Origin of the sequence: Cereibacter sphaeroides 2.4.1, from assembly GCF_000012905.2 — a bacterium.
In the GTDB taxonomy this organism is placed as follows: Bacteria; Pseudomonadota; Alphaproteobacteria; order Rhodobacterales; family Rhodobacteraceae; genus Cereibacter_A; species Cereibacter_A sphaeroides.
Map to the genome: position 1 here is coordinate 1,493,315 of NC_007493.2, position 13,361 is coordinate 1,506,675.

General features: G+C 69.8%; 13 protein-coding genes. 5 read left to right on the forward strand and 8 right to left on the reverse strand.

From position 1 onward, the window contains the following. Positions 1–410: 410 nt before the first annotated feature. On the reverse strand, positions 411–1,523 hold the full coding sequence (aroB, locus tag RSP_RS07280; protein WP_011337780.1) for a 3-dehydroquinate synthase: 1,113 nt from the start codon (positions 1,521–1,523) through the stop codon (positions 411–413). Then, positions 1,520–2,119: a shikimate kinase gene (locus RSP_RS07285; RefSeq protein WP_017140213.1), complete on the reverse strand. Its 600-nt coding sequence runs from the start codon at positions 2,117–2,119 to the stop codon at positions 1,520–1,522. Before RSP_RS07285 ends, aroB begins: the two co-directional genes overlap by 4 nt. Positions 2,120–2,253: 134 nt before the next feature. Here RSP_RS07285 and RSP_RS22650 point away from each other — a divergent pair, with 134 nt between their 5' ends. From RSP_RS22650 to RSP_RS07300, 4 genes are all read left to right on the forward strand, one after another. Further along, positions 2,254–2,388, forward strand: coding sequence for a hypothetical protein (locus tag RSP_RS22650; protein WP_002719992.1), 135 nt, complete (start codon positions 2,254–2,256; stop codon positions 2,386–2,388). Beyond that, entirely contained in the window at positions 2,378–3,946 is a 1,569-nt protein-coding gene (locus tag RSP_RS07290; RefSeq protein ID WP_011337781.1) for a hypothetical protein, read from the forward strand. The genes RSP_RS22650 and RSP_RS07290 overlap by 11 nt, the downstream gene beginning before the upstream one ends. Further along, positions 3,946–4,881: a site-specific tyrosine recombinase XerD gene (locus RSP_RS07295; protein WP_011337782.1), complete on the forward strand. Its 936-nt coding sequence runs from the start codon at positions 3,946–3,948 to the stop codon at positions 4,879–4,881. The genes RSP_RS07290 and RSP_RS07295 overlap by 1 nt, the downstream gene beginning before the upstream one ends. A 68-nt stretch (positions 4,882–4,949) precedes the next feature. Continuing rightward, positions 4,950–6,278, forward strand: coding sequence for an HlyC/CorC family transporter (locus RSP_RS07300; protein ID WP_011337783.1), 1,329 nt, complete (start codon positions 4,950–4,952; stop codon positions 6,276–6,278). Here RSP_RS07300 and RSP_RS07305 read toward each other — a convergent pair. Further along, positions 6,248–7,384, reverse strand: coding sequence for a DUF6456 domain-containing protein (locus tag RSP_RS07305; RefSeq protein ID WP_011337784.1), 1,137 nt, complete (start codon positions 7,382–7,384; stop codon positions 6,248–6,250). The two genes, RSP_RS07300 and RSP_RS07305, sit on opposite strands and share 31 nt — an antisense overlap. A 217-nt stretch (positions 7,385–7,601) precedes the next feature. Here RSP_RS07305 and RSP_RS07310 point away from each other — a divergent pair, with 217 nt between their 5' ends. Then, the gene (locus RSP_RS07310; RefSeq protein ID WP_009562142.1) at positions 7,602–7,979 is read left to right on the forward strand and encodes a DUF6477 family protein; all 378 of its coding nucleotides are present in this window, start codon (positions 7,602–7,604) and stop codon (positions 7,977–7,979) included. A gap of 136 nt (positions 7,980–8,115) precedes the next feature. Here RSP_RS07310 and RSP_RS07315 read toward each other — a convergent pair whose 3' ends face one another. The 5 genes from RSP_RS07315 to RSP_RS07335 form a co-directional block, all read right to left on the reverse strand. Next, positions 8,116–9,657, reverse strand: a complete 1,542-nt coding sequence (locus RSP_RS07315) for a trimethylamine methyltransferase family protein (protein WP_011337785.1) — start codon at positions 9,655–9,657, stop codon at positions 8,116–8,118. A 115-nt stretch (positions 9,658–9,772) separates the two neighbouring features. After that, on the reverse strand, positions 9,773–10,378 hold the full coding sequence (locus RSP_RS07320; protein ID WP_011337786.1) for an ABC-type transport auxiliary lipoprotein family protein: 606 nt from the start codon (positions 10,376–10,378) through the stop codon (positions 9,773–9,775). A gap of 2 nt (positions 10,379–10,380) precedes the next feature. Next, positions 10,381–11,346, reverse strand: a complete 966-nt coding sequence (locus RSP_RS07325; RefSeq protein WP_011337787.1) for an MlaD family protein — start codon at positions 11,344–11,346, stop codon at positions 10,381–10,383. A gap of 3 nt (positions 11,347–11,349) precedes the next feature. Next, positions 11,350–12,123, reverse strand: a complete 774-nt coding sequence (locus RSP_RS07330) for an ABC transporter ATP-binding protein (RefSeq protein WP_002720000.1) — start codon at positions 12,121–12,123, stop codon at positions 11,350–11,352. Next, positions 12,123–13,223 (reverse strand): MlaE family lipid ABC transporter permease subunit, encoded by a 1,101-nt coding sequence (locus RSP_RS07335; protein ID WP_011337788.1) that lies wholly within the window; start codon positions 13,221–13,223, stop codon positions 12,123–12,125. The genes RSP_RS07330 and RSP_RS07335 overlap by 1 nt, the downstream gene beginning before the upstream one ends. Positions 13,224–13,361: the final 138 nt, after the last annotated feature.

Sequence of the window (13,361 nt, forward strand, 5' to 3'; positions counted from 1 at the left end):
AGGGCGCCGGGCGGGCGCCCGTGCAGGCCTCTCCCCCCGAAGGGCCCGGATTTCCGTTTGGACACCCGGACCTGTCAGACCGCGCTCGCCTACTCTCTCAAGAGAGGCTGCCTCATCCCAAGGTCGTGTTGAACCTTGGCGGGCTTTCGGCGTTTCATCTTCATCAAGCCCGCAGCTTCCGCGGGCACTCAAGGAGAGATGCGATGTTCCCCGTTCCCCGTCTGACCTATGAGGCTCTGGCCATGGTCATGCCGCCACCGGTCCTCGAATTCTGGTATTCTCCGCTGCCGACCGGCTGCTCGCTCTGACTTCATGCCCCTGCGCAAGCGGGGGCATCCCGAGCGGCGCATGCAGGGCGCCACTTCTCCTGCACCATACCGCCAGCTTTAAGCGCGAATAAAGACGCTGACTCAACGCTGTGCCAGGGCATCCTCAAGCAGCGTGCGAACCACGTCTCCCGGCACGTCATCGGCGACGAAGGCCTGTCCGATGCCGCGGGCGAGGATGAAGCGCAGCTTGCCGTCCACCACCTTCTTGTCCTGCGCCATCAGGGCGAGCAGCGCCTCGGCGGAGGGCAGATCGCCCGGGATGTCGCGGAGGTCGACCTTCATGCCCATGGCCCGCAGATGGGCGCGCAGGCGGCTCGGCGCTTCCTGGGCGCAGAGGCCGAGACGCTGGCTCAGCTCGAAGGCCAGCGCGCAGCCGATGGCCACGCCTTCCCCATGGAGGAGCCGGCCGGAATAGCCGGTGGCCTTTTCCAGCGCGTGGCAGAAGGTATGGCCGAGGTTCAGCAGCGCGCGGTCGCCCTCCTCGGTCTCGTCGCGGGCCACGATCTCGGCCTTCATCTCGACCGAGCGGCGCACGGCACGCTGGCGGGCCTCGGCGTCAGCGGCCAGCCGCGGGCCCGCCTCCTCCAGCCATTCGTAGAAATCGGCGTCGCCGAGCAGGCCGTATTTCACCACCTCGCCGTAACCCGCGCGGAAGTCGCGCGGCGGCAGCGTCTCGAGGACGCCGATGTCGGCCAGCACCAGCGAGGGCTGGTGGAAGGCGCCGACGAGGTTCTTGCCTTGGGCCGTGTTGATCCCGGTCTTGCCGCCGACCGAGCTGTCGACCTGCGCCAGAAGCGTCGTCGGCACCTGCACGAAGCGCACGCCGCGGCGCAGGACGGCGGCCGCGAAGCCCGCCAGATCGCCGATCACCCCGCCGCCCAGCGCCACCACCACGTCGCGCCGCTCGACCTTCTCCTCGAGCAGCCATTCGACGGCGCGGGCGAACTGCGGCCAGCCCTTGGTGGCCTCGCCCGCGGGCAGCGCCAGCGCCGAGGAGGCGATGCCCGCCTCGGCCAGCGCCTGCCGGAAGGGATCGAGATGCAGCCCCGCCACCGTCTCGTCGGTGAGGATCGCCACCTTCGGCCGCCGCAGGAGCGGCGCGATCTCGGCCCCCGCCCGCGCGATGAGCCCCGGCCCGATCCGCACCTCGTAGGCGCGCGCGCCCAGCTCTACCCGCACCGCATCGACCGTCATTCGTCCGTCTCCAGCACATCGGGGCGGGTGGCCAGCGCCTCGCGCACCCGCACCGCCATCTGTTCCACCGTTCCCTCGCCGCTTTCCACCGCGAGATCCGCCTGCGCATAGACCGGATCGCGCGCCTCGAGAAGCGCGCGCAGCGTCTCGCGCGGGTTGGGCGTGCGCAGGAGCGGCCGCGTCGCCTTGTGCCGCACCCGGTGCCAGAGCACGTCGAGGTCGGCCTTGAGCCAGACCGACACGCCCTGCTCGCGGATCATGCGGCGGTTGCCCTCGGCCATGAAGGCGCCGCCGCCGGTGGAGAGCACGCAGGGGCTGCCGCGCAGGAGCCGCGCGAGGACCTGGCTCTCCTTCTCGCGGAAGAAGGGCTCGCCGTCGCGGGCGAAGATTTCGGCGATGGTCCGGTTGGCGGCCCGCTCGATCTCCTCGTCCGAATCGAGAAAGGGCACGTTCAGACCCCGGGCCAGCGCGCTGCCCACGGCCGTCTTTCCCGCCCCCATCATGCCCACCATCACAACGGTTTTCTTCAGCCGCGCCATCACTTGCCGGCCATCCTCCCTGTTCCCGCGCCGGCGCACTTCCGCCCCGACCTTCAACTTTGTTGCCTGAATGGCGTGAAGTCGGCTGAAAAGCCATATATATTCGACGCGCACGATCCCTGTGGCCGCCGCTTCGGGCGCGGCCTGCAGGGCAACAAAGAACCGGGGCAGAACGAGGGTCGGAAACAGGCATGTGGCGCATCTTCAAGGCTTTGCTGGTGCTTGTGGTGGTGGGGTTGATCGCGCTGACGGGCTATGCCTATCTCGCCGACCTGTCGCCGCCGCAGACGGAGGTGACGAAGCCGGTGATGCTGAATGCCCAGTGACCACAGGTCGGCGTCGCTTCAGGGCGGGGCGCGACAGGGCGCCGCGGCCATCTGCGCGCTGATCGGCCTGTCGGCGGGCGCGGCCGCGCAGGAGCCGCTGTCGGCGATCGACTGGCTGTCGCGGTCGGTCGCGGCACCGGTCAAGCTGGCCGCACCGCCCGAGGAACCCAAGGTCACCAAGGGCGCGCTGCCGGCGGAAGTGGCGGTCACGCCGCTCGACGGGCCCTCGCCCGATGCGGCGGGCATCCTGCCCGCGTCGCGCACCGGCCTGCCGCACGCGCTCTGGGGCATGGGGCGCACCACCGAGATCGCGAACCGGATCGCCATCGCACCGACCGCCACGCTGCCTGCCCTCCAGTCGCTGCTGACGACGATGCTTCTGGCCGAAGCCGAGCCGCCGGCCGATTCCGAGGGCAAGGGGCGGCTGCTGCTCGCGCGCGTCGACAAGCTGCTGGCCATGGGGGCGCTCGAAGGAGCGAAGAGCCTGATCGATGCGGCCGGCGACGAGGGCCCCGAGATCTTCCGCCGCAAGTTCGACATCGCGCTGCTGACCGGCGAGGAGGATGCCTCCTGCGTCGAGCTGCAGAAGTCGCCCGACCTCGCGCCGACCCTGCCCGCCCGGATCTTCTGTCTGGCGCGCTCGGGCGACTGGAACGCCGCCGCGCTGACGCTCCGGACGGCGCAGGCGCTGGGGTTCGTCGACGATGCGCAGGATGCGCTCCTGTCGCGGTTTCTCGACCCGGATCTCTACGAGGGCGAAGGGCCGCTCACCCCGCCCGCCCGGGTGACACCGCTCGACTGGCGGCTGCTCGAAGCGGTGGGCGAGCCCCTGCCCACCCAGTCGCTGCCCATCGCCTTCGCCCATGCCGAACTGCGCGACACGGCGGGCTGGAAGGCGCAGATCGAGGCGGCCGAGCGGCTGTCGCGGGCAGGCGCGCTCGATCCGAACCTGCTCGTCGGGCTCTATACCGCGCGGAAGGCCGCGGCCTCGGGCGGGGTCTGGGACCGAGTGCGCGCCTTTCAGGCGCTGGACGAGGCCCTGACGGCGAAGGATGCGGCCGCGGTGGCCCGGACGCTGCCCGTGGCCTACGACCGGATGTCGGAGGTGGAGCTGGAGGTCACGCTCTCGCGTCTCGTGGCCGACCGGCTCGACGGCATGACCCTGCCGGCCGAGGCGGAGGCGCTGGCCTTCCGCATGGGGCTTCTGTCGATGGAGGCGGAGGCCGTGGCGAAGGCCCACAAGCCCCGCGACGCGGCCGAGCGTTTCCTCGTCGCGCTGGCGGCGGGCGATCCGGCGAAGGCCGACCCGGCCGATCCGATGGGGCGCGCCATCGCGGCGGGCTTCGGCAAGGCCGCGCCGTCCGAAGCCGTCAAGGAGCTTCTGGCGCAGGACCGGCCCGGCGAGGCACTGCTTCTGGCGCTCGAAGAGGTCGCGCGCGGCATGGACGGCGACACGACCGGCGTGACGCAGGGCCTCGCCCTTTTCCGCGAACTGGGTCTGCAGAAGATCGCGCGCCGCACCGCGCTCGAACTCATGCTGCTGGAGCGACGCGGCTGATGGAGGCCGCGGGCATGGAGCGCTGGATCTCGGCCTTCCTCGAGGCGCAGGCGGCGGAGCTCGATGCCGCGCGCAACACGCGCCTCGCCTACGGCCGCGACCTGAAGGATTACGCAACCTGGCTCGGGCGCCGTTCTGAGGATTTCCTGACCGCCACGCGGGACACGGTCGAGGCCTACCTCACCTTCTGCGAGGCGCAGGGGCTGTCTTCGGCCACGCGGGCGCGGCGGCTCTCCTCGATCCGGCAGCTCTATCGCTTCGGGCATGAGGAAGGCTGGCGCGCCGACAATCCCGCCATCCGCATCAGCGGCCCCGGCCGGTCGAAGCGGCTTCCGAAGACGCTCGAGATCGAGGAGGTGGACCGGCTGCTCGAGGCCGCCCGGGACAAGGGCCGCCGCGCCGAAGACCAGATCCGCAACCGCTGCCTTCTGGAACTGCTCTATGCCACCGGGATGCGCGTCTCGGAGATGGTGGGCCTGCCCGTCGCCGCGGCGCGTGGCAATCCGCGGATGATCCTCGTGCGCGGCAAGGGTGGCAAGGAGCGGATGGTGCCGCTCTCGCCGCCGGCGCGCGAGGCTCTGGCCGACTGGCTCCGGGCGCGCGATGCGGCCGAGGCGCAGGGGCAGAAGGCCGGCCGGCCCGCCTCCCGCTTCCTGTTTCCCGGCTCGGGCGCGGCGGGCCATCTCACGCGGGAATATTTCTACGTCCTCGTGAAGCAGATCGCGGTGCTGGCCGGGGTCGATCCCGCGAAGGTCACGCCGCACACGCTGCGGCACGCCTTTGCCACCCATCTGCTGGCGGGGGGCGCCGACCTCCGGGTGATCCAGACCCTGCTCGGCCATGCCGATCTCTCGACGACCGAGATCTACACCCACGTTCTCGACGCCCATCTGAAGGAGCTGGTGCTGAAGCATCATCCGCTGGCGCGCGAGTGAAGGCTTGCTCCGGCGCCGGGCGCGCCTCACAGTTGACCCTTGCCGATCCCGAAGGACCGTAACCCGTCATGACTTTCTCGAACCTCGATCCGGCGACGCTTGTCACCGCCGCCGCCATTCTGGGGCTTCTCGCGCTGTCCGCCTTCTTCTCGGGCTCCGAGACGGCGCTTACCGCCTCGTCCCGCGCCAAGCTGCGCGCCAAGGCCGACAAGGGATCGCGCGGGGCCGAACGGGCGCTCGAGGTGACCGAAGACAACGAGCGGATGATCGGGGCGCTGCTCCTCGGCAACAACGTGGTCAACATCCTGTCGGCCTCGCTCGCCACCGCGCTGATGACGAAGCTCTTCGGCGACGGAGGCGTGGCGGTGGCCACGCTGGTGATGACCGGCCTCGTGCTGATCTTCGGCGAGGTGCTGCCCAAGACCCTCGCCATCAGCCGCCCCGAGGCCTTCTCGAGCCGCGTGGCGCCGGTGATCCGGGTGCTGATCTTCGTCTTCTCGCCCATTGTGGCGGTGGTGCGCGCCCTTGTGCGGGGCCTGCTTCGGGTCGTGGGCGTCCGGATCGAGCCGGGCGACCACATGCTCGCCATCCGGGACGAGATCGCGGGCGCTATTGCACTCGGCCATTCGCAGGGCGCGGTCGAGAAGGAAGACCGCGACCGGCTTCTGGGCGCGCTCGACCTGTCCGAGCGCACGGTCGAAGAGATCATGCGCCACCGCAGCCAGATCGAGATGATCGACGCGGACAAGCCCTCGGCCGAGGTGATCGCGCAGGTCCTCGCCTCGCCCCACACGCGGATCCCGCTCTATCGCGGCGATCACGAGAACATCCTCGGGATCATCCACGCCAAGGATCTGCTGCGCGAGGTCTCGCGGCTGATGCGGACGGGCAGCACCGGGGCGCTGGACGAGCTCGACATCCTCGCCGTGGCGATGAAGCCCTATTTCGTGCCCGAGACGACGCCGCTCGACGAGCAGATGCGCCAGTTTCTGAAGCGGCGGACGCATTTCGCGCTGGTGGTGGATGAATATGGCGCGCTGAAGGGCCTGATCACGCTCGAGGACATCATCGAAGAGATCGTGGGCGAGATCAACGACGAGTTCGACATCGCGCAGGAGATGACGCTGAAGCGCGCCGACACGGGCGACTATCTCGTGGACGGGGCCATGACGATCCGCGACCTCAACCGGATGATGGACTGGCAGCTGCCCGACGAAGAGGCCAACACGGTGGCGGGCCTTGTCATCCACGAAGCGCAGATGATCCCGAACGAGGCGCAGGCCTTCAGCTTCCACGGCTTCCGCTTCGAGGTGCTGACCAAGCGCGACAACCGGATCATGAAGCTGAAGGTCCGCCCGCTCGACGCTCAGCCGATCAGCGGACGCGACCGGCCGTAGGTCTCGTCGTAGTGGCGCCGCAGCCGCTGGAGCGCGATGCGGAGCACGATCTTGCCCGAGCGCGCCGACCAGCCCATGCGGCGCTCTGCCGCCTCGAGGCCCTCGAGGAAGCAGCAGCAGCGCAGCACCATGTCGCCCAAGCCGGGGCCCAGATCGCGCAGCGCCGCCGCCACCCGCTCGCGCGCCTGCCGCGGGCCCTCGGCGCCGCCCGCATCGGGGCGGAACGCGCCGCGGTCCGCGCCGGTCAGGAACCGGTCCCAGTTCTGGGCTACGCGCGGGCCCATCTGCGCCAGCTCGAAATCCTCGCGCAGCCGCTCGGCCGCCTCGATCAGCTCGGCCGACAGGAAGGGCCTCCCATCCTTGTCCCGGCGTCGCCCGAGTACCGCCACCGGGCTTTCGGCCGCGTTGTAGCGCACCCGGCGCGGGCCGTGCTCGTCGCGGATCTCGCGCTCGGCCCAGTCGCGGTGCTGCGCGGCGAAGGGCTGGACCGCTTCGGCGAGGCCCCGGCTCCGCCCGCCCTCCTCGGCCGCCACGATCCGGCGCAGGGCCGCGCGCCCCGTCGCCGTGATCTCGTAGGTGGCGATCCGGCCCGGCTTGCGGCAGGCGATCCAGTCCTTCAGCGCGAAGGCCTGCGCGACGGCACGGTCGACCACCGCCATCCGGGCCGTGCCCCCGTCGGGCAGGGTGCGCAGGACCGCGGCCTTTTCCATGTCCGGGGCCACGGCGAGCAGGGTCTGCGGCTCGGCCAGCCGCCTGAGGATGCGGCGCGCCTCGCGCGCGATGGTGGTCTCGTCGAGCGAGGCCGGCCGGAGGGAGGAAGAGGCGTCGGGGCGGATCGGGGCCGTCATTTCGGATCTGTCCTTTCTGGCTGGGATGGGTCCGCGCCCCTGAGACCGTCCGAAGGCTGCCAGCGCCTCGTCCACCAGAGGATCGTCGCGTCGGCTCTCGCAGCGGCGCACATGGCGCATCACCGTCGAGGCATGGCACCCCTCGCGGCGGGCCAGCGCCCGGAGCGAAAGACCTTCCTCCGTGTGATCGAGGTAGAGCCGAACGGCCTCGGGAAGCCAGGCAGGAAAGGTCGAGGACAAGCTCAGGTCGGTGTGCATCATTCCATCCCGTGGCCCCCGCGAGAGGGCGTTGTCCGGCGTTGGACGTTTGCAACCGTCAGGGGCATTGGTTACCTGTTCGTTAATAACTGCGGCGTTGTTGATAATTCTTTCTAATTCCTAAACATTCGAGAAACCTCCGCGCGGTGGGCGGCGCGCGCGCGCAACGCAGGGTTGCAGGCGGTCACTCTGTTTCGCCACGACAGAGGAGACAGCGATGACCGACATGCATGGCCTTCTGGCCGAGATCCGACGCCCGCGGCTGCTCATGAGGGCGGCCCGGCTGGGGCTGGCCTGCTACCGGCGCGAGCGGGATCTGCGCCGCCTCGTGCCGGACCCGGAACCGGACCGGGCCATGGCCACTCTGCTCGCGGAGGAGCGCGACCTCGAGAGGCGGCGGCAGGCGGGAGAGGCCACCTACTCGGTCACGCATCATGTGGAAGTGCTGATCGCCCTCATCGCGGAGGCGCGTCTGGCACCTCCGGCAGGCTGTCTCTCCTCGCGCAGCGCAGGTGGCGCGGGCCTTCGTGCGGAGACTGCGCCGGCTCCGGCAGATGCCGACACCGGAGGATCAGGGGCGGCGCCTCTGTCCTGACAGACGAGCGCGCCGCGGGGACCGCTCGCGCTGCTTCCTTCCGAAGACGGCAAGGCCGCACCGTTTCCACGCGGCGGCACCATGGCAAAGGGCGCGGCCCTGTCGGACCGCGCCCCTCGGCAGGCTGATGAGGCCTTCAGATGAAGGCGTCGGGCATCGAGTCCTTCTTGCGGGCGACATAGTCCGCCAGCGCCTCGGCCACGCCCTCGTCGAGCGCAGGCTGCTGGTAATCGCCCAGAAGCTTCTTCACCCGGGCGCTCGCGAGCGTCTCGGTGTCGCGCGCGCCCTCTTCTTCCCAGGTCTCGAAGGGCTTGTAGTCGAACAGGTCCGAGCGCCAGAAGGCCGATTTGAAGTTCGCCTGCGTATGGGCGCAGCCGAGGTAGTGGCCGCCGGGGCCGACCTCGCGGATCGCATCCATCCCCTGCCCGTTCTCGTCGACCGAAACACCCTGCGCCAGATGGTGCAGCGTGCCGAGCTGGTCGGCATCCATCACGAACTTCTCGTAGGAGGAGACGAGACCGCCTTCCAGCCAGCCGCAGGCGTGCAGCATGAAGTTCACGCCCGAGAGCAGCGCCATGTTCAGCGAGTTGGCGGTCTCGTAGGCGGCCTGCGCATCGGGCAGCTTCGAGCCGCAGAACGACCCGCCCGAGCGGTAGGGCAGCCCCAGACGACGGGCCAGCTGACCCGCGCCGTAGGTGATGTGCGAGGCCTCGGGCGTGCCGAAGGTGGGCGCGCCGGAGTTCATGTCGATCGAGGTCACGAAGGCACCGAAGATCACCGGCGCGCCGGGACGGATCAGCTGGCTGTAGGCCACGCCCGCCAGCACCTCGGCCAGCACCTGCGTCAGCGTCCCCGCCACCGTCACCGGCGCCATGGCGCCGCCCACGATGAAGGGCGAGACGATGGCCGCCTGATTGGCGGCGGCATAGACCTCGAGCGCGCCCATCATCGTCGCATCGAAGGTGAGCGGCGAGTTGATGTTCACGAGCGAGGTCATCACCGTGTTCCGGTCGACGAAGTCGGCGCCGAAGAGGAGCTTCGCCATTTCAACCGAATCCTCGGCCCGCGACGGTTCGGTGACCGAGCCCATGAAGGGCTTGTCGCTGAGCGTCATGTGGGCGTGGAGCATGTCGAGGTGGCGCTTGTTCACCGGCACGTCGGTCGGCTCGCAGACCGTGCCGCCCGAGTGGTGCAGCCATTTCGACATGTAGCCGAGCTTCACGAAGTTGCGGAAGTCCTGCATCGTGGCATAGCGGCGTCCGCCCTCGCGGTCGCGCACGAAGGGCGGCCCGTAGACCGGCGCCAGCACGAGGTTCTTTCCGCCGATCTCGACGTTGCGCTCGGGGTTGCGGGCATGTTGCGTGAAGCTCGAGGGCGCCGTGGCGCAGAGCTTGCGGGCGAGCCCGCGCGGGATATGCACCCGCTCGCCGCGCACGTCGGCTCCCGCGTCCCGCCAGCGTTGCAGGGCGGCCGGGTTCTCGAGGAAGTTGACGCCGATCTCTTCGAGGACCGTCTCGGCGTTCCATTCGATGATCTGGAGCGCTTCCTCGTTCAGGATCTCGAAGTTCGGGATGTTGCGGGTGATGAACTTCGCCGTGTCCATCCGGACCGCCGTGCGTTCCGCCCGCCGCGCCGAGCCGCCGCCGCCCCGCGCCCTGCGTGCCGTGACCTCGTTCATCGCTCATCCTCCAAAGCCGGCTGTCGTCTGCCGCCCTTATGGCGTGTTTCGATGAAGGTCCCGTCACCGTTTCCGGCGCTTGCCGACAGAAAACGACATGCGCCGGAGTTGGCTCTCAGCGGGCCTGCGCCCGCGCCCAGCCCACCGCCTCGCCGAGCGCCTGCGTGACCGCCGTGTCGAAGGCCACCACCACGTCGCCCGTGCTGTCCGAGGCGGCCGGCGCCTGGGTCTCGATGCGCCGCGTCGAGGCGACCGAGCGGTCGGATTCGCGGATCAGCGTCAGCACCATCGAGATGCGCACGATGGGCGCCTGACCCGGCGGCACCTCGGCCTGGAACTCGCGCAGCTCGGTCATGAGCGTGTAATCGGGCACGAGGCCCGCCGCCTCGCGCGCGACGAGCCGGAAGCCGCCGCCGTTCTGCAGGGACCCCACCAGCAGCGTCTGCACGAGCGCGGGCGCCGGATCGGACCAGCGCGCATCGGGCAGATAGAGCGCCTGCACCCGCGACGGCTTGATGAGGATGCGGTCGGTGGCGAGCGCCCCGCCGGCGGTGGCCGCCTCCACCACGATATGGCGCGAGCCGCCGCCGCCCGTGCCCGGAAGCGGCGACAGCGTGTAGGTGTCGAGCTGCTCGGAGGCGCGCGACAGCGACGAGACGGCGCCGCAGCCCGAGAGCGCGAGGGCCGCGAGAAGGAGCGTCAATCGGGTCAGGGCTCGCATCGTCATCTCCTGTAGGACGGGGTCTGGCTGCCGAGGAAGAAGCGCGCCGGATCGCGCGAGATCTGCGCGATCAGCGAGTTGAGGTTCGTGACCGTGCGCCGGGTCTCGGCCGCGAGCGTCGCATATTGCGGCAGGCCGTTGTCGGCGAAGTTGCGGATGCCCGCGACCGACCGCTCGATGCCCGACACCGCGCTTCGGATCTGGGCGATCATCGGCGGCACGTCCCGGTCGACAACGCGGTTCACCGCCTCGAACGTGTCACGGGCCGAGGCCGCCGCGCCCTTGCCCTCTTCGAGCGCGGTCTCGAGGCTGGCCAGCGCCACATCGGCCCGGTCCGCCATCGCATCGAGCCGCGCGGTGAAATCGTTCAGCCGCGAGGTGGCTTCGGCCGCATCGCGGGTGATGGCCGCGATGTTCTGCACCGAGGCATCGGCGTTCGTCAGGATGCTCTCGACCGCGGCGCGGTTCTCGGGGCCGGTGAAGGTCTGGATATCCTTCAGGAGCGCGATCGCCTCGGCGAGCAGCGTCGGCGCGTCCGCCGTCAGCGCCTGAACGGCCGATCGCTCGGAGGGGATCACCGGGGGCCACTGGTCCCCCTCGGCCGTCAGCGGCTCGGGCGCGGCGCCGCCCGAGAGCGAGACGTAGGAGACGCCCGTCACGCCCTGAGAGGCGACCTGCGCCTTGGTATCGGTCCGCACCGGCGTGGTGGCGGCCAGCTGGATCCGCACCCGGACGAGCGAGGGATCCTCGGCATCGACCGCGATGTTCAGCACCTCGCCCACATCCACGCCGTTGTAGCGCACGGGGCTGGCCCGGCCGAGGCCCTCGACGCTGGTGAACAGGATGTCATATTCCGCATAGGTCCGGTCGAGCTGGACCTTGGCGAGCCAGAGCAGGAAGCCGAGCGTGGCGAGGATGCTCGCCAGGGTGAAGATCCCGATCAGCACATAGCGGGCGCGCGTCTCCATGGGTCAGCCCTCCGCCGCCACAAGCGCCGCATGGGCGCGCGGACCGTGGAAATACTCGCGGACCCACGGGTGATCCACCTCCATCAGCTCGCGGATGGTTCCCGTCACCAGAACTTTCCTTTCGGCCAGGACCGCGATGCGGTCGCAGGTTGCATGGAGCGTATCGAGATCGTGCGTCACGAGGAACACGGTCAGCCCCAGTGATGTCTGCAGGTTGCGGATCAGCGCGTCGAACTCGGAGGCGCCGATCGGGTCGAGACCCGCCGTCGGCTCGTCGAGGAACACGATGTCCGGGTCGAGCGCAAGCGCCCGCGCAAGCCCTGCCCGCTTGCGCATCCCCCCCGAGAGCTCGGACGGATAGAGGCTGCGCGCCTTGGGCGGCAGGCCCACCATGGCGATCTTGAGATCGGCCAGCGCCGTGCGCGTCTCGGGATCGAGGCCCGTGCGTTCGCGCATCGGGGCCTCGACATTCTCGCGCACCGTGAGCGAGGAGAAGAGCGCCCCGTCCTGGAACATCACGCCCCAGCGGTTCTCGACCTTGGCCATCTCGGCCTTCGATGCCGTGCGCACATCGGTGCCGAAGACCTTCACGCTGCCCGCCCGCGGCGCCTGAAGCCCGACGATGGAGCGCAGGAGCACCGACTTGCCGGTGCCGGATCCGCCGACGATCCCCAGCACCTCGCCGCGGTAGATGTCGAGATCCAGATCCTCGTGGATCACGTTCGGCCCGAACTGGTTCTTCAGCCCCCGGACCTCGATCAGAACCTCTTTCTGCATCAGAGCCCCCAGACCGCGAAGAAGATCGAGAAGAGCGCATCGACGACGATGACCAGGAAGATGGCCTGAACGACCGAGCGCGACGTGTGGCTGCCGAGCGATTCGGCATTGCCCGAGACCTGCATTCCCTGATGGCAGCCGATGACAGCGATGATGACGGCGAAGAAGGGCGCCTTGACCAGCCCGATGATCGCATGGCTGACATCGGTATCGGCCAGAAGCTGGGTGCGGAACATGCCCGGCGTGATGCCGAGGTCGATCCAGGCCATCAGCCCCCCGCCCACGAGGCCCGCCAGAGAGGCGATGAACCCGAGCGCGGGCAGCAGGATGACTAGCGCGATCAGCCGCGGCAGCACCAGCCGGTCGATCGGATCGAGGCCCAGAACGCGCATCGCGTCGATCTCCTCGCGCATCTTCATCGAGCCGATGGCCGCGGTGAAGGCCGAGGCGGAGCGTCCGGCCACGATGATCGCGGTCAGCAGGATGCCCAGTTCGCGCAGGATCGAGATGGCCACGAGATCGACCACATAGACTTCCGCTCCGAAGGACTTGAGCTGCGTCGAGCCCTGGAAGGCCAAGACGATGCCGATCAGGAACCCCATGAGCGAGACGATGGGCACCGCGTTCCAGCCCGCCTCCTGCATGTGATGGACGAGCGGCGTCAGCTTGAGACGCGTCGGATGCAGGACGAGTGCGCCGAGATGGGTCACCACCTCGCCGAAGAATCCAACGGAGGTCAGGCTTCCGCGCAGGCCCTGCGCCACCTCCTGACCGAGGTTGGCGAGCCCGTCGTCCGGCCGCCCCGGGATCGTGCGCCGCCGCCGCTCGGGCTCGGGCATGGCCGCCGCGACCGTCTCGAGGAGATGGCGGTGGGACTCGCTCAGATTGACGATCTCGAGCGCCTGCCCCGCCGCCTCGGCGCGCTTCTGGGCCTGCAGGAGCGCCCAGGCCCCCGCCGTGTCGAGCGCCTCCACCGCGGCCATGTCGATCTGCTCCCCGGCCCCGACCGAGCCGAGGCTGCGCTGCGTCTCGGGAAGCGTCTCGATGGTCAGTCGTCCGCGCAGGGGCACGGAAGACGGGGTCGGTCGATCTGAAACCAATGCCTGCAGCCCTGTTCCGCCGCGCCCTCGACATGCGCGAACCGGACGATCGCCCCGCCCGCGCGATGGAACGCCACGCCTTTCGTTCCTGTTCCATGGCCGGATCGCGGTCCGGCCCCTGCTCTCGTCCCGCCGCAT